At 62.4% G+C, this 23,890-nt stretch carries 26 protein-coding genes; 10 read left to right on the top strand and 16 right to left on the bottom strand.

What is annotated here, in order from left to right; genetic code table 11:
• Nucleotides 1-5 precede the first annotated feature (5 nt).
• The 5 genes from AC3WQS_RS01590 to AC3WQS_RS01570 form a co-directional block, all read right to left on the bottom strand.
• Entirely contained in the window at nucleotides 6-656 is a 651-nt protein-coding gene (locus AC3WQS_RS01590) for an NUDIX hydrolase (RefSeq protein WP_492713057.1), read from the bottom strand.
• Nucleotides 653-1,942 carry an adenylosuccinate synthetase gene (locus tag AC3WQS_RS01585; RefSeq protein WP_492713056.1) on the bottom strand — a complete coding sequence of 430 codons (1,290 nt, stop codon included), beginning with the start codon at nucleotides 1,940-1,942 and terminating at the stop codon, nucleotides 653-655. The genes AC3WQS_RS01590 and AC3WQS_RS01585 overlap by 4 nt, the downstream gene beginning before the upstream one ends.
• Nucleotides 1,943-1,951: 9 nt before the next feature.
• Nucleotides 1,952-2,938 (bottom strand): hypothetical protein, encoded by a 987-nt coding sequence (locus tag AC3WQS_RS01580; RefSeq protein WP_084324962.1) that lies wholly within the window; start codon nucleotides 2,936-2,938, stop codon nucleotides 1,952-1,954.
• 5 nt (nucleotides 2,939-2,943) lie between these two features.
• The gene (locus AC3WQS_RS01575) at nucleotides 2,944-3,975 is read right to left on the bottom strand and encodes a hypothetical protein (RefSeq protein WP_492713055.1); all 1,032 of its coding nucleotides are present in this window, start codon (nucleotides 3,973-3,975) and stop codon (nucleotides 2,944-2,946) included.
• Between the two features lie 84 nt (nucleotides 3,976-4,059).
• Entirely contained in the window at nucleotides 4,060-4,959 is a 900-nt protein-coding gene (locus tag AC3WQS_RS01570; RefSeq protein WP_492713054.1) for a LysR family transcriptional regulator, read from the bottom strand.
• A 188-nt stretch (nucleotides 4,960-5,147) separates the two neighbouring features.
• On the opposite strand from AC3WQS_RS01570, the gene AC3WQS_RS01565 reads away from it, so the two are divergent.
• The 3 genes from AC3WQS_RS01565 to AC3WQS_RS01555 are packed head-to-tail and all read left to right on the top strand — an operon-like array spanning nucleotide 5,148 to nucleotide 6,308.
• Entirely contained in the window at nucleotides 5,148-5,786 is a 639-nt protein-coding gene (locus AC3WQS_RS01565) for a hypothetical protein (protein WP_021345538.1), read from the top strand.
• Nucleotides 5,783-5,962, top strand: coding sequence for an SDR family NAD(P)-dependent oxidoreductase (locus tag AC3WQS_RS01560; protein WP_020909129.1), 180 nt, complete (start codon nucleotides 5,783-5,785; stop codon nucleotides 5,960-5,962). The genes AC3WQS_RS01565 and AC3WQS_RS01560 overlap by 4 nt, the downstream gene beginning before the upstream one ends.
• A 1-nt stretch (nucleotide 5,963) precedes the next feature.
• On the top strand, nucleotides 5,964-6,308 hold the full coding sequence (locus AC3WQS_RS01555) for an SDR family NAD(P)-dependent oxidoreductase (RefSeq protein WP_019745294.1): 345 nt from the start codon (nucleotides 5,964-5,966) through the stop codon (nucleotides 6,306-6,308).
• A 15-nt stretch (nucleotides 6,309-6,323) separates the two neighbouring features.
• Here AC3WQS_RS01555 and AC3WQS_RS01550 read toward each other — a convergent pair whose 3' ends face one another.
• Nucleotides 6,324-7,085, bottom strand: coding sequence for an SDR family NAD(P)-dependent oxidoreductase (locus AC3WQS_RS01550; protein ID WP_020909130.1), 762 nt, complete (start codon nucleotides 7,083-7,085; stop codon nucleotides 6,324-6,326).
• A gap of 199 nt (nucleotides 7,086-7,284) precedes the next feature.
• On the opposite strand from AC3WQS_RS01550, the gene AC3WQS_RS01545 reads away from it, so the two are divergent.
• Complete coding sequence (locus AC3WQS_RS01545) at nucleotides 7,285-8,061, top strand: SDR family oxidoreductase (protein ID WP_003940546.1); 777 nt, start codon at nucleotides 7,285-7,287, stop codon at nucleotides 8,059-8,061.
• 110 nt (nucleotides 8,062-8,171) lie between these two features.
• On the opposite strand, the gene AC3WQS_RS01540 is transcribed toward AC3WQS_RS01545, so the two are convergent.
• Genes AC3WQS_RS01540 through AC3WQS_RS01515 form a run of 6 tightly spaced genes read right to left on the bottom strand, consistent with a single transcriptional unit; the run spans nucleotide 8,172 to nucleotide 13,836 of the window.
• Nucleotides 8,172-8,993, bottom strand: coding sequence for a MaoC/PaaZ C-terminal domain-containing protein (locus tag AC3WQS_RS01540; RefSeq protein WP_069145788.1), 822 nt, complete (start codon nucleotides 8,991-8,993; stop codon nucleotides 8,172-8,174).
• A 14-nt stretch (nucleotides 8,994-9,007) separates the two neighbouring features.
• Entirely contained in the window at nucleotides 9,008-10,186 is a 1,179-nt protein-coding gene (locus AC3WQS_RS01535; protein WP_046379286.1) for a lipid-transfer protein, read from the bottom strand.
• Entirely contained in the window at nucleotides 10,186-10,614 is a 429-nt protein-coding gene (locus tag AC3WQS_RS01530; RefSeq protein WP_020909133.1) for a MaoC family dehydratase, read from the bottom strand. Before AC3WQS_RS01530 ends, AC3WQS_RS01535 begins: the two co-directional genes overlap by 1 nt.
• Nucleotides 10,611-11,726 carry an acyl-CoA dehydrogenase family protein gene (locus tag AC3WQS_RS01525; protein WP_020970790.1) on the bottom strand — a complete coding sequence of 372 codons (1,116 nt, stop codon included), beginning with the start codon at nucleotides 11,724-11,726 and terminating at the stop codon, nucleotides 10,611-10,613. The genes AC3WQS_RS01530 and AC3WQS_RS01525 overlap by 4 nt, the downstream gene beginning before the upstream one ends.
• Entirely contained in the window at nucleotides 11,726-12,673 is a 948-nt protein-coding gene (locus tag AC3WQS_RS01520) for a bifunctional MaoC family dehydratase N-terminal/OB-fold nucleic acid binding domain-containing protein (protein WP_029256254.1), read from the bottom strand. Before AC3WQS_RS01520 ends, AC3WQS_RS01525 begins: the two co-directional genes overlap by 1 nt.
• A complete protein-coding gene (locus AC3WQS_RS01515) occupies nucleotides 12,670-13,836 on the bottom strand; it encodes an acyl-CoA dehydrogenase family protein (RefSeq protein ID WP_020970792.1) in 1,167 nt (388 codons plus the stop codon). Before AC3WQS_RS01515 ends, AC3WQS_RS01520 begins: the two co-directional genes overlap by 4 nt.
• A gap of 130 nt (nucleotides 13,837-13,966) precedes the next feature.
• Between AC3WQS_RS01515 and AC3WQS_RS01510 the strand changes: the two genes are divergently transcribed.
• From AC3WQS_RS01510 to AC3WQS_RS01495, 4 genes are all read left to right on the top strand, one after another.
• A complete protein-coding gene (locus AC3WQS_RS01510; RefSeq protein WP_042952936.1) occupies nucleotides 13,967-14,425 on the top strand; it encodes a nuclear transport factor 2 family protein in 459 nt (152 codons plus the stop codon).
• A gap of 115 nt (nucleotides 14,426-14,540) precedes the next feature.
• Entirely contained in the window at nucleotides 14,541-15,398 is an 858-nt protein-coding gene (locus AC3WQS_RS01505) for a MetQ/NlpA family ABC transporter substrate-binding protein (protein ID WP_042952942.1), read from the top strand.
• Nucleotides 15,399-15,410: 12 nt separating this feature from the next.
• Nucleotides 15,411-16,412 carry a methionine ABC transporter ATP-binding protein gene (locus AC3WQS_RS01500; RefSeq protein WP_060937984.1) on the top strand — a complete coding sequence of 334 codons (1,002 nt, stop codon included), beginning with the start codon at nucleotides 15,411-15,413 and terminating at the stop codon, nucleotides 16,410-16,412.
• Entirely contained in the window at nucleotides 16,409-17,077 is a 669-nt protein-coding gene (locus AC3WQS_RS01495) for a methionine ABC transporter permease (RefSeq protein WP_084324948.1), read from the top strand. The genes AC3WQS_RS01500 and AC3WQS_RS01495 overlap by 4 nt, the downstream gene beginning before the upstream one ends.
• Nucleotides 17,078-17,081: 4 nt before the next feature.
• Here AC3WQS_RS01495 and AC3WQS_RS01490 read toward each other — a convergent pair whose 3' ends face one another.
• Complete coding sequence (locus AC3WQS_RS01490) at nucleotides 17,082-18,302, bottom strand: fatty acid desaturase family protein (RefSeq protein WP_003939858.1); 1,221 nt, start codon at nucleotides 18,300-18,302, stop codon at nucleotides 17,082-17,084.
• A 133-nt stretch (nucleotides 18,303-18,435) separates the two neighbouring features.
• Between AC3WQS_RS01490 and AC3WQS_RS01485 the strand changes: the two genes are divergently transcribed.
• Entirely contained in the window at nucleotides 18,436-19,641 is a 1,206-nt protein-coding gene (locus AC3WQS_RS01485; protein ID WP_492713053.1) for an enhanced intracellular survival protein Eis, read from the top strand.
• Nucleotides 19,642-19,706: 65 nt separating this feature from the next.
• A complete protein-coding gene (locus tag AC3WQS_RS01480) occupies nucleotides 19,707-20,270 on the top strand; it encodes a GtrA family protein (protein ID WP_003939753.1) in 564 nt (187 codons plus the stop codon).
• An 86-nt stretch (nucleotides 20,271-20,356) separates the two neighbouring features.
• Here AC3WQS_RS01480 and AC3WQS_RS01475 read toward each other — a convergent pair whose 3' ends face one another.
• The 3 genes from AC3WQS_RS01475 to casI are packed head-to-tail and all read right to left on the bottom strand — an operon-like array spanning nucleotide 20,357 to nucleotide 23,717.
• Entirely contained in the window at nucleotides 20,357-21,238 is an 882-nt protein-coding gene (locus AC3WQS_RS01475) for an LLM class F420-dependent oxidoreductase (RefSeq protein WP_492713052.1), read from the bottom strand.
• Nucleotides 21,235-22,065, bottom strand: a complete 831-nt coding sequence (locus tag AC3WQS_RS01470) for an SDR family NAD(P)-dependent oxidoreductase (protein WP_492713051.1) — start codon at nucleotides 22,063-22,065, stop codon at nucleotides 21,235-21,237. Before AC3WQS_RS01470 ends, AC3WQS_RS01475 begins: the two co-directional genes overlap by 4 nt.
• A gap of 20 nt (nucleotides 22,066-22,085) precedes the next feature.
• Nucleotides 22,086-23,717: a steroid-22-oyl-CoA synthetase gene (gene casI / locus AC3WQS_RS01465; RefSeq protein ID WP_492713060.1), complete on the bottom strand. Its 1,632-nt coding sequence runs from the start codon at nucleotides 23,715-23,717 to the stop codon at nucleotides 22,086-22,088.
• Nucleotides 23,718-23,890 lie beyond the last annotated feature (173 nt).

The following is a 23,890-nucleotide window of genomic DNA, read 5'->3' as shown; positions in this document are numbered from 1 at the left end:
GTAGGTCAGCTGTTTTCGGTCCACGCCCAGACCACCGCGGGTCGCCCGGTGGCACTGACCCGGACTCGTTCGTCCGTACGTTCCAGCCCTGGCAACGCTTTGAGCGTCCGGTTCAAGTTGCCCGGGTCCGGACGCACACCGGAAAGCTCCTCCGCCACGGCCAGCGCGTACGACGCCGGAAACGACGGACCCAGTAGTGCCCGCGTGAAAGCCTGATCTCGCCACAACAGGGTGTCAGCAAGGATCGGGTGGGTATCGGCGACTATCCGATTGTGGTCGAACGCAAGGTCCCCCGGGTTGTCCCAGCTCACCCATTCGGCCGAACCCGGCACCTCGTCCGACGAGATCACTGCCCACATGGTCACCGAGAGCGTCGGACCGCGGGGGTCGCGATTGGGTTCGTCGAACACGGTCAATTGACCGCTGACGAGGATCTTCTCGTCGGGAATTCCGAGCTTGGTGGTCACGGCTCGCCTGGCGGCGTCCTGCAACCGCTCACCGGCGCCCAGCAGTACACCGGGCAGCGCCAACTGCCCGGTGTACGGCTCCGCTCGCCGCGGAGTGACTGCAAATCGCAACATCCCGGGTTCCGGATTGCCGAACCGGAGCGCGATGACATCGATCGAGACAAGTGACTGGTCCACACCGTCCATCATGCAGGCACTGGGCATCGCACCTGACGATCGACCCGGTCGGCACCGTTCGCGGTCAGCACTACCGGCGCACCCATTTCCTCGCTCAGATACCGGGCGAAATCCTCCGGGTCGGCCGGAAGTTCCTTCGGCACGACCCCTACGGCTTTCAGGGAATCTGTCAGCGCCTGCTGGTGATCGAGATCCTTCCACTCTCCGACGGCAACGAACGGCAATCCTTCGTACGCGTGCACCCCGTGGATCGGGATGCCTGCAGCCCGCGCGCGATCCATCGCGTCGAGATGAGTAAGCGCTAAGCCGTCGACGCCACCGCTCACCTCGATTGCGTAGTGCAACAACAACTCGTCGAGGTGGCCCGTCCGGAATCCGCCTTGATACTCACCCATCCCGTTGTGCAGCTCGGGCAACACCTTCGCCAGCTCCGGATCCTCCGTCGGGAACGGCCCAGCTCCGTGTCGTGTCATGTAGGTGCGGGTGACGCCGAGTACGTAACTGTCCCGGCCCAACTCGTCGATCATCGCTCGCGCGTTGGACGGCTCGACCGTCGACCACGTGGTGTGTGGGTGAAACCCCCGCCACTCGTCGAGAAGGACACCTTGTGCCCCCTCGAACACCAGACGACCACCGGCACCCAACGCGCCCAGCGCATCCGGGTCGGAGATGTCCACGACGGCACCGAATTCGGCGTACATGTCGACCATGTCGTCGATCGGCGGAAACCCGTGGCGACTCTCCGCGATCAACGGTCCGTAGAATGTGGCCAACGCCCACAACTTACGACGCAAGGAATCAGGTCGCCGGCAGTCTCCCACCGTCGGCGCATCGGCAACTTCGAGCGCATACGCCGCGGTCTCACCGATCCCCTTGCCGCACGAGCCGTGTCGGTTACCGCCGCGAGCATCCTCACGGGCCCTGTTGGCGGCCACGTGGATCGGTGTCGTCAACAGTGCGCGCGCGTCGATCCGTATCAGGTCGAACGGATTTCGAACTCCGAGCGCTTCCAGTGCACGTGCTTCCCGTGCGAGCGCGATGGGTTCGACCAACACGAATCTCGAGAGAAACGTCGGGACGCCGGACAGCGTTCCCGAGCCGAACTGCGAAAACGTGTGGTGGCGCTCGCCGACCGTCACGTTGTGCGCTGCCTGTGCCCCACCGTTGAAACGGACCACTGCGGCCACATTCAGATCGGCTCGATCGGAGCAAAGCCAATCGACGGTTGCTCCCTTCCCTGCATCTCCGAACCCGAGGTCTACTACGACGATATCGCGGTCTTCGAACGGCTCCATCATGTTCTCCTTCTAGGCGAAATCGACATCGTCCGTGCCGGTTCCGAGATCGCGGGGCAACCCGGCCACCGTCGCGGTGCTGCGCCCTGGAATCAGGGCGAGAGCCTTGCCGACAGTCTCGGCTTCAGCTCTTGAACCGATGTCGCGGAGATCCGCCAGTCCGTCACGCAGGTCGATGCGGTCCTCGCCGATTCCGACCGTCAGCGCGATCAGTTCGCACACCGCGGCGGGATCGTCGAGTTTGACGAAGCGTTCACCGAGCAACGTCTTCCAGTGATCCGCGATTTCCGGATCGTTGAAGTACGACGACTGATCCGGCAGAACGAAGTAGACGTTCCATCTTTCTTCGAGTTCACTGTAGATCGACGGCACCGACACGTCCTGACGTACCTTGTCCCCGATCACCGAACGGATGTGACGAGCCGAGAGCCGCGGCTTGTTCAGCTCGTCACCGATGATGAAGAGGTAGCCTTTCCTTCCGCGCTTCTCCCAGGCATCCGTACTGGTGTGACGTGCCATGAAATATGCTGCCAATTCATAGCTTTCCGATTTCTGACCACCACCGTTGCCCTCGAGGAAGATGGTCCGAAGCTGCTCGTCCATCGCGTTTCCCGACTCGAACTGGCCGACTTGTAGTGGCACCTGATCGGAATCGGCGTCGCCGATACCACCGAACAGAATCTGCGGATCATCCGCATATCCCTTGCGTTGCAGCAGCCCGTGCAGCTTTCCGAGCTTGTCCTGCATGATTCGAGGAACAGCGCCCATCGAGCCGGTGACATCGAAAAGCACTGCTATCGGGAGAGAATCGGGGTGCCCGTCCGAGTCTCGGCATTCACGCTTGTCGACGCCGAAGGGGTCGAGGGTCGGGTCCGCTTTCCAACTGCTTCGCGGACGCGACCGAAGCGAATCGGTGTAACCGAAATCGTCGACACCGCGTGCGGCACGAAAAGTCTTGCCCGCCAAATAGGTGTTGTCGTCCCAGTATCCGTAGCCCATGACAATCACTGTCCTTTCGTGGATGGAACGGCGAACGGACGAAATGTCCGCTGGCCATAGAGAAGATCGAGGAGTTCGTCGAACTCGCCAAGTAGGTCGACCGCGTCGGGACGCAATCTCGGGTTGTCCTGCATGCAGCCGTCGGCAAACGCCTTCATCCGTTCGTGGGTCTGCTCGCCCAGCATTCGGAGCATCAAATGATGAGCCATGTACACGTCCCAGGCCGGAGACGCTCCTTCGCCGAGTTCCGGTGGGTACGAATCACGATCGGAACCGATCGTCGCCACCGGGCGGCTGCCCGTACGGGTGGCAAAGGACCAGCCGGCCAGCACCACCCCGTGCCGATCAGGCTCGATCAGCACGTTCTCCGCGGTAATCGCGGTGTGCACCCAACCAGTCGCATGCGCTGCTGCCAGAGCCCGAAGTAGCCGTCGGTGCATCCACGCCCACTCCCGTGGATCGAGGCCACCTGGATACGCCTCACGGACGTCGGCGAGACTCACAAAACCTTCGGTCAGATCGTCCAACACATCGATCTGACGTCTCGTGCCGCTGCCCACATGGGTGATTCGATCGATCAATCGCGGGAAGTACGAGACTGCCCAACCGGCTTCGCACGAATTCTCGATGTCCGTCAACACATTCCGTTCGGCCTCGATCATCGAGTTCGCCCGAGGGTTTCGCGGAATCTTCAGTACGACACCGGCATCGGACCGGTACAGGTTAGCGACCGAGCCGCGCGCTACCAGTCCACCCAACGTGTACTCGCCCCGCTCGCCGACATAAACGGGTCGAGAATCTGCCGGTTCGAACTCCGCTGCCCAACTGCGGTAAAGCTCGTTCAACCGAGATGTTGCGGCCGAGTATCGCACCCGATCTTCGGGCGTCGCCCGGTCCGGATGGATAGCGGAAGCGAGCCGATGAAAACGACGCTTTGCAGCGCGACGGGTGTCGAGATCGCTGGAGTCTCCCCCGAACACATCGGCCGAAACTCGTGCCGCCTCGACGATTTCAAGTGCCGTGCTGATCGTTTTCATGGTTTTAGTCTAACTGACTAAAACGAAGACGGCAAGAATGCGCATTTCATCCGAGTACATGCGCATCACATCAGGACACGGCAATCACCTGGCGGCACCGAGGGCTGAAACAGCTTTGCGTAGCTCGATCACTGCCGGACTGCTGTCGCCCTCGCGGGTACACAGATCGATCGAACACTGCTCGATGTCGGAAATGCGCACGAAACTGATATCCGAGCGGGTGTAGTACTCGGCAATGGTTGCTGCCGTTATCACCACCGCCCGACCGTTGGCGACAACCTCGAGCGCTTCGTCCATCGTGCGGACCGAGGGACCGTACCGGACGGGTACACCACTCGGGCGCGGGTCCACCGACCACCATTTCACCCATTCGGGTGGTGCGCCGTCACTCGAAACCTGCACCATCCCATCTATTTCAGAAATTTCGATGCTCGCGCGACCCGCCAGTTGGTGCCCTCGAGGCAGAGCCACCACCCGCGGTTCGACGCCTATCCGTTCGAGCACCACACCGTCGAGCACCGGCAGTGGCGGTCGCACGAATGCCGCGTCGACGGTCGCGCTCGCCACCGCCGAAACCTGTTGGGACCAATCCAACTGGACGAGCTCCACCTCCGCGTGCAACGAATCGATCACCGCACGCCCCAAACTCCCGGCAGCCCCGTTGATGAATCCGATCCGCAACCGCCTGGCCCGCCGACGCTCGAGTGCGTCGAGACCGTTCATCGCGCGAACGGCAAACTCGAGAGCGGGCCGCGCATCCGCGACGAACACCTCACCCGCGGCGGTGAGCACCACCGGATGCGAACTGCGATCGACCAACTCGACTCCCACCTGCTCCTCGAGTCGACGAATCTGCTGACTGAGGGCGGGCGCGGTGACGAACAGCCGGTCTGCCGCTCGCCCGAAGTGCCCTTCCGCCACGACGACGAGCAACGAGGACACCAAACGCAGATTCAGATCTTCGCCTCTTCTCGCCTTCTTCATTACCGTCCATTCGGTTGTTTTCGGCCCGCCGCTCGACTTGAAGTGACGACCATCACGGTATCTGAACAGCGGAGTTAAGCAAACTGGCAATTCTCGAACGAAGATCTACATGTACAGCGAATGCCTCGCCAGGTCACAGTTGTCGCAGATCCGGACAGCCCGCCGAATCTGCGAAACCAGGAGATGTGATGAGCAAGTACGAGCACGAATTCGTCCACATGATGGATGGCGTCGAAAAGCAATTGGAAACCATCGACAATCCGCGGCACCAGAAGATCCTCCGTAACTACCGACGCCACGCCTTGCTCGAGGTCTCCGGTCGCTACAAGGAAATCCTCTCGCCGGACATGACCGTCGAAGAACCCGTCTACCGGTTGTTCGAAGACGGTCAGTCGATTGTCCTCGACGGCATGGACGCCGTCACCAACTTCTACCAGTCACTCGCCGAGACGGACACCCTTGTCATGTGGACCGGGAAGTCCGACTTCGCCGTATCCGACAGTGGGTTCTCCGGCGAGACCCTCTTCAGTCAGTTCGTCCCCGGTTCGATCCTCGGAGACGGGGTGTTCGGCGCGGTGCACGAATCGGGCGGATCCACGTCCGCAGCCCCTGAACAGTCGTCGGGCATCGACTCCGACGGTTGGTATCTCGTGCGTCGGACCTTGGCATTCGTCTGGCCGTACGACGAGCAGGGTCGACTCATCGGTGAGCACGTCTACGAAGATTCTGCTTCGAAAGTCGTCACCAAGGTGGATCCGAGCGAGGTCATCACGGCAGCGCGCGCAGCCGAACTGCTTGCCCCACTGCTCGAAACGCACCTGCCGTGAGCGCGCCCGTAGCCATTGTCACGGGCGCAGCGGCCGGGTTGGGCGCCGCTATTGCCGAGCGGCTTGCCGAGGACTTCGGCACCCTGCTTCTACTCGACATCGAAGAGGCTGCACTCGCCGACACCGCAGCACGCCTGGAAAGCCTTGGCGTCGATCGGTGCCCGCTTGGGCGGTGACATGCTCGCGCACTACGGACCGTCGAAGGCCGCCGTGATCGAGATGAGTCACAGCGTCGCCCGGATCGGCGCGACTCGAGGGCTCCGTTCGAACACGGTCATGCCCGGGCTGATCCTCACCGACATGTGGCTGCGAACCATCAAGGAACTGCGTCGGCGCGATGCTGCACTAGCGGGCGTTTCCGATGCTGATGTCTTCGATTCTTTTGTTGCCCAAATGGTTCCGATGGGTCGAGCCCAGACGCCCGGAGACATCGCCGAGATGGTCGCGTTTTTGCTCAGCGACAAGGCTCGCAACGTCACCGGGCAGACGATTGCCGTCGACGGCGGCGCCGTGATGACCTGATCGGGTCGATGGCGGTCAGCCCCAGCGCGACTGACCGCCGTCGAGCGGGATCGTGGCACCCGTCAGGTAACCGGCGTCTTCACTGACGAGGAAGACGACGGCACGACCGATGTCGGTCTCGGGATCTCCGACGCGTCCCAGCGGGATACCCGCGACAAAAGCCGCCGCCTCTTCCGGATTCTTGTCCATCCACCACTGCAACGCGGGGGTCTTGGCGTGCGGGGCGACGTTGAGAACGCGGATGTTGTCCTTGCCCCATTCGCAGGCGGCAGCGCGGGTCAACGAGCGCATGCCTTCCTTGATGGAACCGTAAGCGCCGTAGTTACTGGCATCCCAGCGCACGGCTGCCGAGGTGACCATGTTGATGATGACGCCACCGCCACGACTGTTCATGTGCGGGTACGACGCCTGCATCATGCGCAGGGTGGCGAGTGGGCCCGTCGCGAAAGAACGCTCGAAGTCTTCGTCCAGCACGCTCAAGAGCGGGCCTGGCTTGCAGTCGTTGGCGTTGTTGACCAGGATGTCGATTCCGCCGAACAGTTCGACGGTTCGGTCCACGGCCGCCGTGATGTCGTCCTTCTTACTGACGTCACAAACCACGGCCTCACCGCGCGCACCGATGTCAGCGAGTAGTCCGCAGGTGGTGTGCAACTTGGATTCGGTGCGACCGGCAACGGCGATCACGGCGCCCTCTTTGGCCAAGGCCAGGGCAATCCCCTGCCCGATTCCCTGACCCGCGCCCGTGATGAGTGCAACTTTGCCTTCGAGCTTGCCCATGTGACTACTCCAATGTCTGTCGACGCAGAGGTCCCTTTTGCGGGAAGGACCGGTCGATTCTGGTGACTGCCGCCGTTTGTCGTCTACACTCGACCTACAAAACAACCAAGCACTTGCTTGACCCTAAGGTGTGCGACCACGTCGCGTCAATCACATTGGGCGGCAATTCAGCTCGGCACCGCACCAGGAAGGCTCCACCGTGACACTGCCCAACCCCGTCGATTTCAGCGGACGCTCGGTGATCGTCACCGGCGGCACCAAAGGCATCGGCTACGTCATCGCCGAAACCTTCCTCGCCGCGGGTGCGAACGTGCTGGTCTGTGGCCGTAACGAGCCCGAAAACCTACCCACCGCCGACGGCCGTAGCGCAGCCTTTCGCGCCACGGACGTCCGCGATCCCGCCGACGCCGCAGCCCTCGTCCAGGATGCCGTCGAGCGCTTCGGCCGTCTGGACGTCCTGGTCAACAACGCCGGCGGCTCCCCCGATGCCGATGCTGCGACGGTGTCACCCCGCTTCGTCGAGAAGATCGTGGCCCTGAACCTGTTGGCACCCTTCAACGTTGCCCAGGCCGCCAACGCAGTGATGCAGACTCAGGACGACGGCGGTGCCATCATCAACATCGGCAGTGTCTCGGCAATCGATCCGCAGCCCGGAACCGCGGCGTACAGCGCAGCCAAGGCCGGCCTCCTCGTTCTGACCAAGGCATTGGCCCTCGAATGGGCGCCGAAGGTCCGGATCAACCACATCACCACCGGCCTGATCCGTACCGAGGCTGCCGCCGAGGTCTACGGCGCCGACGGCGGCGCGGCGGTCACCAGGACCATTCCGATGGAGCGCATGGCCGTCCCGGCCGATATCGCAAACTCCTGCCTGTTCCTGGCGAGCCCACTCTCCTCGTACGTCAACGGCGCCGACATCGCCGTTCACGGCGGCGGTGAGTACCCGGCTCGCTACATGGCGACCCATCAGGACTGAACACAAGCACAGAGCAGCCCCTGAGCGAATCGCTCAGGGGCTGCTTCTTCGTGCAAACAACTGCGGGGCGCGACAAGGGGTCAAGCACCCCGCAGTTGAGTCTGGAGGGACTAGTGGGCGGAGAAGCTCACTCGTGCACCGGAAATCGCTACCTGATCACCCTTGGTGACCTGGAAAGCCAAGTCGTCGGGAGTTCCCCACGCAATGATGGACGGCGACTCACCCGGATGGATCGCCGCAGCGAATCGACCTTCGAGACTGACAAGATCAGCCGGATGCACTCCGGCGACCCGAGCAAGCTCGAGTGTGCTGGCGGCCAACGTGCACAGCCCGTGCATGATCGGACGCGGCTGGTTGATCCGCGCCGCAGCCTCGGGATCGATGTGGATGTGGTGTTTGTCGCCCAGGAGCCGGTACATCGCCGTCTGGTTCTCCGCTGTGGTCAGCACACCGGTCAACGAAGGCTCACCGGTCGGCTCCGCCGGACGTGAGGGTCCACGTTCTCCGCCGAATCCGCCGGCACCGGGAGCAAAAAGTGACCAGGTCGCGACGAAGTATTCGCACTCCACCTTCACTTCGAAAACGGCCGCAGCACCCTTGTCCCACACCTCGCCGACCGAAGCCTTCAACGTCACCTCACCGCTACGCGGAAGCGGAGCAAGCACTTTCAACTCTTGCGAGCCGTGCAGTGCCGTCGAGGTGTCGAAGGCGCCCGCCGAACCCAGAGCGTCGGGAGCCCACTGTGCCAGTGTGAGAGCAAAAGTCGGCAGTACCCGAAGCTGATCCTCGAAGACGAGGTCCAGCTCGGTTGCCTTGGCGCCCACGGCGAGTGCGTACAAGATCGCGTCGCGCTCGGTGTACGCCACGGTGCGGGTACCGAGATCGGCTCCGCGCCAATCGCCGGCGGTCTTCGCAGCTTCCGAAGTTGTCACTGTCATTTCCTCTCTTAAACAGCGCCCAGAACGAGACCGCTGGTGGGCACTGCCGTTCCGGCTGTGACCAAGACGTTTTCGACGCCATCGGGCTGATTGGTCGACGTTCCTCGGACCAGTCGCACACCTTCGGCAATTCCGTTGACGCCGTGCAGGTATGCCTCGCCGACCTGACCACCGTGAGTGTTGGACGGCAAGCGTCCACCGATCTCGAGGTTGCCTTCGCGAATGAAGTCCTTGGCTTCGCCTGGCTTGCAGAAGCCCAGTTCTTCGAGCTGCGGAAGCACCAACGGGGTGAAGTGGTCGTACAGAATCGCGGCGTTGATGTCATCAGGGGTCAGGCCGCTCTGGCCGTACAACTGACGAGCAACCAGGCCCATCTCCGGGATACCCGAGATGTCAGGACGGTAGTAGCTGGTCATCATGTGCTGATCCCTGCTACTGCCCTGAGCGGCGCCCTTGATGATGACGGGCTTGTTGGCCAGATCCTTTGCACGCTCGGCAGAGACGATGACCAATGCCTGGCCGCCGTCGGTTTCCTGGCAGCAGTCGAGCAGGTGCAGAGGCTCGGCGATCCAGCGCGAGTTCTGATGGTCCTCGAGTGTGATCGGACGCTCGTAGAACCAGGCAGCCGGGTTGTTGGCGGCATGCTTGCGCGCCACCACTGCAACTCGTCCGAAGTCCTCACTCGTCGCACCGTACTGGTGCATGTAGCGGCGGGCGAACATGGCGACCCACTGAGCGGGAGTCGACAATCCCTGCGGAGTCATCCACGCATATGCCGCGCGATCCGCGGTGCTGTCCATGGGTCGATCGTGCTGCCCAAGGCCGTAGCGCACACCGGAGCGCTCGTTGAAGGCGCGGTAACAAACCACGACGTCGGCAACACCCGTCGCAACTGCCATGGCCGCCTGCTGCACGGTGGCACACGCGGCGCCGCCGCCGTAGTGAATGCGCGAGAAGAACTTCAGCTCGCCGAGGCCACAGTTGCGAGCCACAATGGCTTCGCCGTTCGTCTCCGACGTGTAGGTGGACAGACCGTCGACCTCGGACGGATCGATACCGGCGTCAGCGAGTGCCGCGACGATGGCCTCACACGCCAACTGCAGTTCGGTGCGGCCGGAGTTCTTGGAGAACTCGGTGGATCCGATGCCGACGATGGCGGCGGCTCCCGAGAGCGGGCTGATCGCCATCAGAGCCTCTCCTCTTCCTTGAAAGCGACTGCGACGGTGCCGGATGCATGGTTGCCGAGGCTGTTTGCACCCTGCACCTTGACCACGACCACTCCGTCTTCCTTGGACACGACCTCACCGGTCATCGTCATGGTGTCACCCGGGTAGTTGGGCGCCCCGAGACGAATGGCGATGCGGCGCAGGGTCGATGCAGATCCGGCCCAGTCCGTGACGTATCGACCGACAAGACCGTTGCTCGTGAGGATGTTCATGAAGACGTCCTTGGAGCCGCGCTCCTGGGCCAGGCTCGGATCGTGGTGCACGTCCTGGAAATCGCGGGTGGCGATTGCGGTGGCGACGATCAACGTGCGGGTCAACGGGATCGCCAACTCGGGCAATGCCTCTCCGACAACGACGTCTGCGTAACTGCGACCGGCAAGAACGGTCATGCGAGCACCTCCACACCGGATGCGAGCTGCGCACCCAGACGCGCGAGATCGGAGCTGGAACCGCCGAGGGTGGCAGCAATCTGCTTGCCCCACAAGAGGTGACGGTGAACCGGGTAGTCGGTGTCGACGCCCATACCGCCGTGGACATGCGTGGTGCGATGCACGACGCGCTGTCCGCCGTCGGTTGCCCACCACTTGGCGACCAGTACCGAGGTGCCGAGATCCAATCCCTCGGAGATACGCCAGGCGGCCTGCCATAGTGTCACCCTCATCGCTTCGAGATCGATGTAGCAGTCAGCGAGTTGATGATTGACGGCCTGGAAGGTCGCCAGCGGACGGCCGAACTGCTTGCGGCCGTTCAGGTACGTGACAGCCTGCGCGACTGCACCCGAGCCGACACCCCATTGAATTGCGGCCAATGCCAGCTCAACTCGGTCGATCAGCCACGGAACCGTGGTGCCGTCAGCCGCACCGATCAGCTGCGCGGGGGCACCGGCAAAGGTGACGTTGGCACAGATCTCCCAGTTGGTGGACTGCGTCTGTTCGAGCGTCACTCCTTCGGCACTCAGATCCACAAGCAGCAGTGCCGTACCGGTGGAAGCGGTTGCCGAAACGAGAGCAAGGTTCGCGACGTGAGTCATCGGCACTACTGCCTTCTCACCCGTCACGGTCCAGTTGCCGTCGGCGTCCTGCTCGGCCGTGGTCAGCGGGTCGCCGCCCGTGTACGGCCCGAATTCCTCGAGCCCGACGGTCAGGAATCGACTGCCGTCGGCAACACTCGGAAGGAGCTCGGCACGAAGGGAATCGGAACCGAATTCATTGACAGCCAATGCCGCAAGGATCGTTTCCCAGATCGGCACGGCCGCAACGTGACGGCCCTGCTCCTCCAGCAGTGCGTACAGCTCGGACAAGCCGAGCCCGCCGCCGCCGAACTCCTCGGGCAGTGCGATACCGAGCAGGCCGGTACTCGCGAGTTCTCGCCACAGTTCACGGTCGACGCGCTCGGCGGAGAGTTCGATCTCCTTGGTGCGCTCGATCGTTGCCTTGCTGGTGAAGACCTCGTCGGCCAGTGAGCGAATCGCGTCCTGCTCTTCGCTGAAATTGAAGTCCATCAGTGCTCCTCGCGTACGGCCGGCCGGAACGCGGGAAGCGTCAGATCCGGGTCGGCGTCGATCCAGTCAAGTTCCACGGGCATGTCGACCACGACATCTTCGGGCGCGATACCCACCATGTTGGCGATCAATCGGGTTCCCTCTTCGAGTTCGATTACCGCAACGATGAGCGGGTAGTCGAACGCGTCGATCTTGGGGTGATGATTGACCACGAAGCTGTACACCGTGCCACGCCCCGACGCGTCGATCGTGTCCCACTCGAGTGACTGGCACTCGCCGCACATCGGGCCGGTGGGATGACGCAACGTCTTGCAGGACGTGCAGCGCTGGATCACCAGACGGTGCTCCTTGGCCGCTTCGAACCAGAAAGCATTGTCCGCGTTGAGAGCCGGACGCGGACGCAGTGCGCGCGGTGCCTCCGGTGCAGCAGCTTCCTGAGGCTTGAACCGCAGCGTCCGCCACCGTTGGGTGCCGACAACTTCGTCGTCGCCGTTGCGGTACGTCTTGAGCGTAGTCACGAAGTGTCCGACACCGAGTCCGGTCTTCTTCTCCGGCGAAATCGACTCGATGACCTCGGTGTAGTTCACGCGATCGCCTGGGCGCAGTTCGGCGAAGAACTCCTGATCGGAATCGGTGGCGACGACGGAACTGTAGCCGGCCGCGTCGAGGGTCGCGATCAGATCGGTCCACACCTGTGACGGGTCGTTGCCCGCCATCTTGTCGGTGAACGTCCGCATGATCCAAACCTGAAGCATCTGAGCGGGAGCGACGACGCCGTCACGGCCGGTGGCGCGGGCAGCGTCGTCATCGAGGTAAACGGGGTTGGTATCGCCCATGGTCTCGGCCCAATGCCGGATCATGGGGATGTTGACCTCGTCTGGCCCCCAGGTTGTGGGAACAAGCGTCTGGCCGACAAAAGCGTCGAGTTGCGCCGAAATGTCGCTCACTTGACCCTCTTTTCGCGAACGAGTCCCAAGCCGATGGTGCCGACCATGTCACGCAGAACCTCGTTGACGCCGCCGCCGAAGGTATTGACAACACCCTGACGGGAGATCTGCTCGATCTGACCGGCAAGCAAAGCGCCCGGAGACTCGGGGCGGATGCGTCCGGCGGAGCCGAGAATTCCGAGCAGGGTGCGGTAGACGTCGACGTGAGTCTCGGTCCCGTACGTCTTGGTAGCGCCGGCGTCGGCTCCGGAGAGCGTGTCCTGTGCGACGGCTGCCGTCATCTTCCAGTTCAGCAGGCGCATGGCCTCGAGCTTGGCGTGTGTACGAGCGAAGTCCTGCTGCACCCACGGGATGTTGATGGCACCGTTTTCCTTGGCCCAGTCCAGAACCAGGTTCCACAGACCGTAAGTGCGACCACCGATGGCCGCCAAGCCGATTCGCTCGTGATTGAGCTGAGCCGTGATGAGCTGCCAGCCGCCGTTGACCTCGCCGACAACGTCCTTCGACGGAACACGAATGCCGGAGTAGTACGTCGACGTCACCATCAAACCGCCGACGGTGTTGATCGGTGACCACTCGAAGCCTGCGTCCTCCGTGGGGACGATCAGGATCGAGATGCCCTTGTGCTTGGGGGCGTCCGCGTCGGTGCGGCAGGCCAGCCACACGTAGTCGGCAGTGTTTGCGCCACTGGTGAAGATCTTGTTGCCGTCGACGATCCACTCGTCACCGTCGAGAACCGCACGAGTCTTGAGTGATGCGAGGTCGGTGCCGGCCTCGGGCTCGGTGTAGCCGATGGCGAAGACGATGTCGCCGGCAAGAATGCCGGGCAGGAATCGTTCCTTCTGCTCTTCGGTGCCGTACTTCATCAACGTCGGTCCGACGGTATTGACCGTCACGAAAGGGAACGGCAGACCCGCGCGCTGAACCTCGTCGAAGAACACGAATTGCTCTTCGATGGAGCGTCCCTGGCCACCGAATTCCTTGGGCCAGCCGATGCCGAGCCAGCCGTCCTTACCCAGCAACTTCACGATCTCGCGGAAGTACTCGCCGCCCACACCTTGCTCGCCGGCCGCGCGACGCTTCTCTTCCGGTAGCAGCGCCGCGAAGTACGCGCGCAACTCCTTGCGGAGCTCCTGCTGCTCGGGCGATTCCCTCAGATCCATCGCTGTTTCTCCTATGGCATTCATGGCTGGCAACTCTTGGTCTGGACGCTAACCAGATGCCCAGGTGGGCGCTGTGAATGTCTCGTTGAGCGGGAAGCCGAAACATGAGCGGCGTCACATAGGGTGAGATATGCGCATGGACTCCTCGGATCGCGTCGCTCTCACCGACTTGGCCGCCAGGTATGCACAGGCCGTCGACCGCCGAAACACCACCGCGCTTGCGGCTCTCTTCACTGACGACGTGGCATTCGTCTTGCCGCCGGCATTGAACGGAACGGATGCGCCGACGGAGATACGTGGGAACACCGTCGTCAGCAGTTCGGTGGTCGATGCCGTCTCACATCTGCACTCGACCCGGCACATCGTCGAGCAGCAGATCCTCGACCTCGACAGCCCCACCACCGCGCACGGTGAGGCCTACTGCTCCGCGCACCACATCTATCCGCGGGGCGAGGGCCACCGGGACAACCGGATCGAGATTCGTTATCAGGACAGCTTCGAAAAGGTCGACGGCACCTGGCTGTTCTCGCGTCGCGAATTGGTAGTCGATTTTGCCGAGGACGTTCCGATCATCCTGCTCGGACAATAGGTACAGGAAAAAATCGCGGTGATTCTGTATCTCCTCACGGGAGGTTTACCGGGCTAGCGTTCAGCAACTGTCACGCCATCTCGGCGTGACGTTCGGCTATGTCTTGGAGATTCACATGTCACGCTCGCGCACCAGAAGATTCCTCGCTGCCTTCGCAGTGGCCGCCGTCGCAGTCGGAACCGTCGCAGCGTGCTCGAGCGACAACTCCTCCGATGAGAACGCGCCCCTTCGCATCGTCGCTTCTTCGGTTCCGCACGCCGAGATCTTGAAGTTCGTCGAAGAAAAGGGCCTGCTCGGCGACACCAAGATCGAGGTCAGCGAGATCACCGGCGACCTCGACGCCAACGAGGTGCTCGAAGCGGGCGACACCGACGCCAACTTCTTCCAGCACGTGCCGTACCAGGAATCGTGGTCGAAGGAAAAGGGTGTCGACGACCTGGTCGCCGTGGCGAAGGTCCACGTCGAGCCCCTTGGTGCATATTCCAAGAAGGTCACCAACGTGGCCGACCTGCGCCAGGGCGCAACGGTCGCTTTGTCCAACAACGTGACGAACTTCGCCCGTGGGCTGTACCTGCTGCAGCAGGCCGGTTTGATCAAGCTCGATCAGCAGTTGGGCGCCCCCGGCACCGACATCACGCAGATCAGCGAGAAGAACATCATCGACAACCCCAAGGGACTCACGTTCACCCAGGTCGATCCCCCGCAGCTTCCGCGCACTCTCGACGACGGAAATGTCGATCTCGCAATCATCAACGGCAACTACGCAATCGAAGGCGGCCTCAATCCCGCCAAGGACGCACTGGTGCTCGAGAAGGCCGAGGGCAACCCGTACGCCAACGTCCTGACGGTTCGTACCTCCCTCGAAAACGATGCGCGAGTGCAGAAGTTGGCCGAGGCATTGACGTCCACCGACGTCGCGACGTTCATCGAGCAGACCTACCAGGGCTCGGTCATTCCGGCCAGCGCTACCTGATCGAGACCCGTCATGGTCTTCTCGATCGAATCGGTCTCCAAGGAATACCGCAGCGGCACAAAGGTTCTGCATGCACTCGATTCCGTGTCCCTGAAAATCGAAGACGGCGAAATCTTCGGCATCATCGGCAAGAGCGGCGCCGGTAAATCGACTCTGCTGCGCTGCCTCAACCTGCTCGAACGCCCGACCAGTGGCCGGATTCTGTTGGGCGACACCGATCTGACCGCGTTGAGCCCGGCGCAGTTGCGCGATGCACGCAAGCGGATCGGTGTCGTGTTCCAGCATTTCAACCTGCTGCACTCCCGCTCGGTCGCCGCCAACATCGCCTTTCCTCTCGAAGTGGCGGGGTACTCGCGGGCAGATCGCCGTGCCCGCGTCGACGAGCTGATCGAGTTGGTCGGCCTGGAAGACCGACGTGACGCCTTCCCTTCGCAACTGTCCGGCGGACAGAAACAACGGGTCGGGATCGCGAGGGCCTTGGCGGCTTCTCCCGATGTCCTCCTGTGCGACGAAGCCACGAGCGCCCTCGACTCGGATACGACCGATTCGATCCTCGACCTGCTCGCCGACCTCAATCGACGTCTGGGTGTGACCATCGTTCTGATCACCCACGAGCTCAACGTGGTTCGACGGATCTGTCACCGCGCCGCCCTGATCGACCAGGGACGCATCGTCGACGAGGGAACGCTCACCGAACTGGTTGCGGACCCGGACTCACCCCTCGGCGAGGCGCTACTGCCGACCGGAACGGTGCGAACGTCCCCGACCGGAATTCCGGCACTCCTCACCTTTGTCGATTCGCTGTCGACCTCGCCCGTGATTTCCCAACTCTCGCGTGATCTCGATGTCGACGTCACCGTGATCTCCGGCGGTATCGAGGACATCGGAGCCCATCAGGTCGGCCGCCTTCGCGTGGAGTTCGCCTCGCACACCGGACTCGCCAACGACGAAGAGACAAGAAAGTCTGTCGAAGAACATCTTTCGCAGCGCGGAGTGAAGGTGACGTTCTCATGAACAAGACGTCCTGGCAGGATTCCCTGGGCGAAGCATGGGAAGCCCTACTCGACACGCTCTACATGGTCGGCGTCTCGTTCGTGCTCACCGTGATCATCGGTATCGCCCTCGGCGTTCTGTTGCACGCGAGCGCGCCCCACGGAATCCGTCCGAACCGCGTTCTCAATTCGGTACTGGGCACCGTGGTGAACATCGGCCGTTCGCTGCCGTTCGTCATTCTGTTGGTCCTCCTCATCCCGGCGACGCGGGCGATCGTCGGAACAGCGCTCGGGGCGACGGCAGCGATCGTCCCGCTGACCATCGGCTCGGTGCCCTTCTTCGCTCGCGTCGTCGAGAACGCACTGCGTGAGGTCGATTCCGGACGCGTCGAAGCAGCACGATCCATGGGCGCCACCGACAAGGACATCATCACCAAGGTCCTACTGCCCGAATCAGTTCCGGGATTGGTAGCCGGAGCGACTCTGACGGCGGTGATGCTGATCGGTTTCTCAGCCATGGCAGGCGCCATCGGCGCCGGCGGTCTCGGCGACTTCGCGATCAAGTACGGCTACCAACGATTCAACACCCCGGTGTTGTTCGTCGCTGTCGTGATCTTGATCGTGTTGGTTCAGGCGATCCAGTCGACCGGCGATCTCGTAGTTCGTTCGATGGCCCACAAGCGGTAACCGCTCAGCTCGACACCATCGCGATCGCTGTTCGCAGGCCGCGCCGCTTACCGGTCTGCGGATCGACGCCGAAGACTTCCTTGATTCCGCCGCGGATGCGGAACTTCAACTCCGAGTGCGTCTCCGGAGCATCGTCCTGGGACGCGGAGAGAAACCTGTTGGGCAGCGACAACTTCCAGATGGTCCGCAACGTCAATCCGTACTGCTTCCACAGCGGCCCGGTGGTGTACGGGAGGTCGTACTTGTCACACAAGTCCCGCAGCGGCACCGCGATTTCCGAGTACCGATTGCTCGGCAGGTCAGGGAAGCAGTGATGCTCGATCTGGTAGCAGAGGTTGCCGCTCATAAAGGCCATGACGGGACCGGCATGAAAGTTGGCGGACCCCAGCATCTGTCGTAAGTACCACTGAGCGCGGGATTCGTTCTCGAATTCCTCGAGCGTGAACTTCTCGGCACCGTCGGGGAAGTGCCCGCAGAAGATGACGGCGTAACTCCAATAGTTGCGGATGAGATTTGCAACGGCGTTGGCCGTCAACGTGGTCTTCCACGCCGGGCCGGTCAGGGCGGGGAACAGGATGTAATCCTTCGCCACCTGACGCGCGATCTTCTTTCCGACGTCCTTGGCCATCTCCGATTTCTCGGACCACTTCACCTCGCCCTTGCGAAGCTTGTCGGTCTCGAGGTGATGCAGTGCGACGCCCCACTCGAAGAGGGTCGCCAGCACGAAATTCGTGATCGGTTGGAAGAGATAGTCGGCGTGCCACTTCTGATCGCGCGTGACGCGCATGATGCCGTAGCCGACATCGTTGTCGAGGCCGACGATGTTGGTGAACTTGTGATGAGTGAAGTTGTGCGAGTGCTTCCATCCCGAGGACGGGCAGGTGTTGTCCCACTCCCAGTTGCTCGAGTGAATCTCGGGATCGTTCATCCAGTCCCACTGACCGTGGATGATGTTGTGGCCGAGTTCCATGTTCTCGATGATCTTGCCGACCCCAAGCAGCGCAGTCCCCAGAATCCAGGCAGGCTTCTTCTTGCTGGCGAACAAGACGATGCGGCCGGCCACCATCAGAGAGCGTTGAAACGCGATCGTCCGCTGGATGTATCGAGCATCGTGCGCGCCGCGCTTCTCCTCGATGTCGAGCCGAATGGCGTCCAACTCGCGCCCGAGCGCTTCGACGTCTTCCTCGGTGAGATGGGCATATTCCTTGATGTCGGTGATCGCCACAGTGTTTCTCCGTATCGGTTTTCTCCGTGCCGCAGGACTGGTCCGTCGGGCGGTACCCCTGGGAGCCGGTGCGGAAACGTCAGCCCCGATATTCATGTGCGTCTTCACGCAATCTATGCCAAAGTCGATATACGTGAGCCCCGAAAACAAGATCACCATCCGCACCGCTACCGAGAGCGACTGGCCGGCTCTCCAACTACTCGACTCGGTGGGGTTCGGTTTTCACCCGTCTCCCGCGGTCAGCGAACTGACGAAGGCTCTCTACAAGCCCGAGGACATCATCCTCGCCGTCGACGGTGACCTACCCGTCGGCGTGGCCATCGAAATCGACATGGAATTCACCGTGCCCGGCGGACGCCAGCTACCCACGCGCGGGATCACCTGGGTATCCGTCGCACCGACTCACCGTCGCCGTGGCGTCCTACGCTCGATGTTCACTGCACTTCACGCCCACATCGAGTCGACCGGAGCACCACTTGCCGCCCTGACGGCCAGCGAGGCCGGCATCTACAACCGCTTCGGATACGGCCCGGCCACCTTCAGCGAGGGCATCACCCTCGATCGCCGCTTCGCGCGGTTCCGCCCCGAGGTGCCCGACAACGGTGGCGTGTCGATCGTCGACGTCAAAGCTGCCTCGACGCTTCTACCCGAGATCTACGATCGCTGGCGACTGCTGACACCCGGCGCTCAATTGCGTCCGCAACCGCTCTGGGACCACATGTTCGCCGACCCGTCCGAGGATCGTGACGGCGCCTCCGGACTGTTCTTTCTGACACACGCGGACGGATACATCGCTTACCGGCACACGAGCGAGGGCCGCGACAGCATCGCCCGGATCGACGAGTTCGTGACGATCACCGAAGACGCGCACGCGGCGCTGTGGCGCACGATCTGCGGCCTCGACCTCGTCACCCGGATCGAGACACGCCAACATCCTGCCGATCCACTCCGGCTGATGCTGACGGACTACCGCCTTGCCCGAACGACGACGCGCTCCGATCGACTGTGGCTGCGCATCACGGACGTGCCCGCGGCTCTCGAGGCTCGTGAATATGCTGCTGACCTGGACACCGTCATCAAGGTCGAAGATCCGTTCCTGAAGGCCGGCGGAACTTTTGCACTTCAGGTCAAGGGTGGCAAGGCCACCTGTACGGCCACTGACGCGGAGCCCGCGATCACGATGCCCTCTGATGTCCTGAGCAGCTTGTACCTGGGCGAGCACCAGGCCAAGACCTTCGCGGCGGCGCACCGACTCCACGCGTCCGATCCGCGGGAAATCCGGAATTTCGACTTCGCCTTCAACGCAGAGAAGCCCGCAATTCTCGGGTACGGATTCTGATGATCTTGCCGACACAGGCATCGACGATTTGTGCCGTCGGTCGTATTCAGGGTTAGCCTCGAACAATGGCGTTTGTCGAAAAGATGGTCAATAGGCTTCCTGAGCGGGTTCTCGTGCGCGTCCTGCCGCACGCAGAAATGCTCAAGTTCCTGGTGGTCGGCGGCATCGCCTTCATCGTCACCACGGTGCTGTTCTTCGGCATCAAGTGGACGGTTCTGCCTCAGCACCCGGTGACGGCCAACATCCTTGCGGTCCTGATCGCGACGGTTCTGTCTTACGTCCTCAACCGCGAATGGTCGTTTGCTCAGCGCGGTGGTCGACAGCGCCATCACGAGGCCGCTCTGTTCTTCATCGTCGCGGGTATCGGTTTGGCCATCAACCAGGTACCTCTCTGGACCTCCAGGTACGTGTTCCACCTGCGTCAACCCGAGGTGTCGGTGTTGATGGAGAACTTCGCGGACTTCATCAGCGGATCGATCATCGGGACCCTGCTGGCGACGGCCTTCCGCTGGTGGGCCATGCGTCGGTACGTCTTCCCCGAAGAAGCCACCGACAGCCAGGTCGTTCTCGACATCGAAGCGACTCCCGGCACCAAGACGCCGACAACCGACGCCACCGCCCTCGACTGACTTCCCGGATCGACGCACCCGATCGCTCGCGCTTCGTGGGCGCGATGGTCCTGAACGGGCTGGCCCATCCCTGATCAGACGAAGGACTACGCTCCGAGCCCCAGCCGCTTCGAGCATTCAGCCATTTCGTCGATGATCAATTCCAACGACGTGCCACGACGGCTCGCGGACAACACGATTCGATCGGCTCCCAACCCGCGTGCCCAGTCGAGTTTCGCTTCGTCGAGCCTGGGCAGTGTCGCACCGAGTACCAGCGATACGTCGGCAGGATCTCGATCTGCCTTCACCGCAGCCGCTTTCATCGCCGCTACAGCCTTGTCGAGATCTTCACCGGCCAGTCCCAGCGGCTGGAAACCATCACCCAACCGGCCTGCTCGCCGAGCAGCAGCGAGACTGTGTCCACCGATGTAGAGCGGAACTCCGGATTCGCGGTGCGGCTTCGGCCAGCTGTACGCACCCTTGAACGAGAAGTAATCGCCGTCGAAATCGACTGCTTCCTTGCCCTCCCAGAGTGAACGCATCACCGCGATGGCCTCATCGGCTACCTTGCCGCGGCGCTCGAAGTCACCGCCGCACGCTTCGATCTCTTCTTTCATCCAGCCCAGACCGAGACAGATGCGCAATCGCCCACCCGAAAGTCGATCCAGCGTCGCCAAGCGCTTGGCAAGCACTACCGGATTGTGGTTGGGAAGCACCAGAACTCCGGTGGCCAGACCCAAAGTCGTTGTGGCGCCGGCAACAAATGACAGTAGTTCCAGTGGGTCCGGGATGTCACAGTCATCGGGTAGGTGAGATTTTCCGGTCGGAGAGTACGGGTATTCGCTCGCCGTATCCGCGATGACAACCGAGTGCTCCACGGCCGAGATCTCGTCGAAACCCAACGATTCGGCAGCACGGGCGAATTGCAGAATCCAGGCGGGATCTCCACTTCGACCCAATTCGACCGGAACAACTACGCCGAGCTTCATACCGTTTCCTCCAGTGTCGCCATCAATTTCGGACCGTCCACGACGCGACCGAGGAACCGGGCCGCATCCGGATCTGTTGCAAGCCACACCGCAGCAGCGGCGGGCACGGATGCCGGTGTGGCCGCAAATCCGGCTTCCACTATCGCGTCCGCGCCACCACGGGCTTTCCCTGATTCCGTGATGACAAATCCCGGACTCAGGTTGAACGCTTTGATTCCGGCGCCTCGATACTCCGAGTTGATCGCTCCGGCGATACGTCCGAACGACGCCTTCGACGCGGCGTACGACAAACCCCAACCACCCTCGCCGGGAGGCGCAGGCGGATCCAGGGTCGCCGAACCAGATGCGAGGTTGACGACCACCCCGTTGCCGCTCTTGATCATCGACGGCAGAATCACCTGAATCAACGCAAGCTGGTGCAGATAGTTGCCGATCGCCATCGCCTGGGCGTCGTCGATCTCGATGTCGAGCACCCGGTCCATGTTTCCGACCGTCTGGGCGTAGGCGTTGTTCACCAACACGTCGACATGTCCCCACTCCGCCAGCACCCGTTCACCGGCGCCGCGGACGGAGGCCAGATCGAGCAGATTCATCGGAACGGCCAAGGCGCGCACACCGAAGGACTCGATCTCGGCAACCGTCGTCTCCAGGCTGCCGGGTACCGGAATGACCTGCTCCCCCTGCCTCGTTCGCGGGGCCGCCCGCCCTTCGCCTTCACGAACAGTGCGGGCTGTGATCGCAACATCGAATCCGGCGCGCGCGAATGCCAGCGCGCACTCACGGCCGATCCCCCGGGAAGCGCCGGTAACCAGCGCAACACCACTCATAGGAACCGCGTGCGGCCGTGTCATAGGAACCGCGTGCGGCCGTGCGTCTCGAACTCCTTCTCCAGGTCCACCACGTCAGCTTCGGTCATCAACGTGTATTCGGGAGTATCGCGGCCCACCCAGTGGAACACTGGTTCGTCGGTCCGCCAGCGGTCGGCTTGAAGTTCACGTTTGAGTACCTTGTTGGAGCCCGTGACGGGCAGATCAGTCGAAACACGAACAAATCGCGGCGCTGCCTTGGTACCCAAATCCGCCTGCGCGGCAAGGTAGGCGGCGAACTCGGCCGGATCGAAATCGGCAAAGTCGGCGACCTCGACAGCTGCCATCACCTGATCGCCCGAACGCGGATCCGGTACCGCGAAGACACCCGTGGCAATCACTTTGGGGTGCCGACGCAGGATGTGCTCGATCATCAAAGCCGAGGTGTTCTCACCGTCGACGCGGATCCAGTCACCCTTACGTCCGGCGAAGTAGATGAACCCGGCCTCGTCGACGTAGCCGAGATCGCCTGTCCAGTACCAACCGTGGCGAATCTTCTCGGCAATTGCGTCTTCGTTCTTGTAGTACCCCTCGAATTTCTTCGATCCGGCCTTGTCGACCATCTCGCCGATGGATTCGTCGGGGTTCAGCACGTGACCGTGCTCGTCGAGAATTGCGCGGGGTCGCTCTTCGCGGGTATCGGGATCGACGATGACGATGTTCTCGCTCGCGGGACGGCCAAGCGCGCCGGCAGGTTGGTTCGGATCGAGCACGACCGAACCGGCACCTTCACTCGAACCGTATCCCTCGAAAAGCTGTGCACCGAAACGTCGGATGAACTCTGCCTTGTCCCCCGGCGACGCCTCGGTCCCGAAGCCGTGCGTGAGGGTGTTCTCGATGTCGTCGGGCAGTTCCGGCGTCGCCATGAGATACCCCAAGGCCTTACCGACGTAGGTGAAATATGTTGCGCCGTAGAACCGAACGTCCGGCATGAATCCCGAGGCGGTGAACTTACGAACGAGGCAGACCGTAGCTCCCTGCGAAAGGGCCGGCGCCCACAGAGCCATCAACGCGTTGCCGTGGAAGAGCGGCATGCAGCAGTAGCAGACGTCGTCGCGGTCGATGTCGTACTTGGCGCAGTTCGCGTAGGCCAACCGCGTCAGACGCCCCTGGCTGCACCGCACCGCCTTGGACATTCCGGTGGTGCCCGAGGTGAAGAGAAGCAAGAACAGCGTCGACGCGTCGACGCCGAGGTCGATCTGAGGCGACTCGACCTGGTGAGCGGAAATCTTGTCCGGGTATGACGCGTCGTCGACCAGAACAAAACGATCTTCGGTCAGTCCGAGGTCAAGGCCGGACAACTTCTCGTAGCCCGCTTTGTCGGTGACGATCAGCTGGCAGTCGACGTACCGAACCTCAGCCTCGAGTTCAGCTCCACGCCTGGTCGGATTGATGCCGACGATCGTGGCCCCGGTCAGGGCCGCGCCGCCGAGCCAGAACAGGAACTCGGGATCGTTCTCCAGAAGTACTCCGACGTGAAACGGTCCAGGCGCGCGAAGCGACTTCGCAAGCGAGCCGCGCGCCGCGCTCTCGCGCACCACCTCGTCCCAGCTCCAGTCCTGCGTCCGCGTCCGCAGACCCAGGTGCTGATCACCGAGACGGTCGATCAACATCTGCGCGACGTCCTCGCGCTGAGGAGCTGCAAGAGCTGCATTCGAAGATGCTTCGGTGGCGGTGTTCGTCATCGTGTCCTGTGTCCTAGTCGATATCGGAATGTCGATTACTCCAACTGCGATACGACTCGAACGTATCGACGCCTCAATGCCGGAACCGTCCCAGTCTCGCT

Source organism: Rhodococcus sp. FW305-130 (assembly GCF_058788335.1).
The sequence above is the reverse complement of the archived record's forward strand: the minus strand, read 5'-3'. Positions and strand labels throughout refer to the sequence as shown.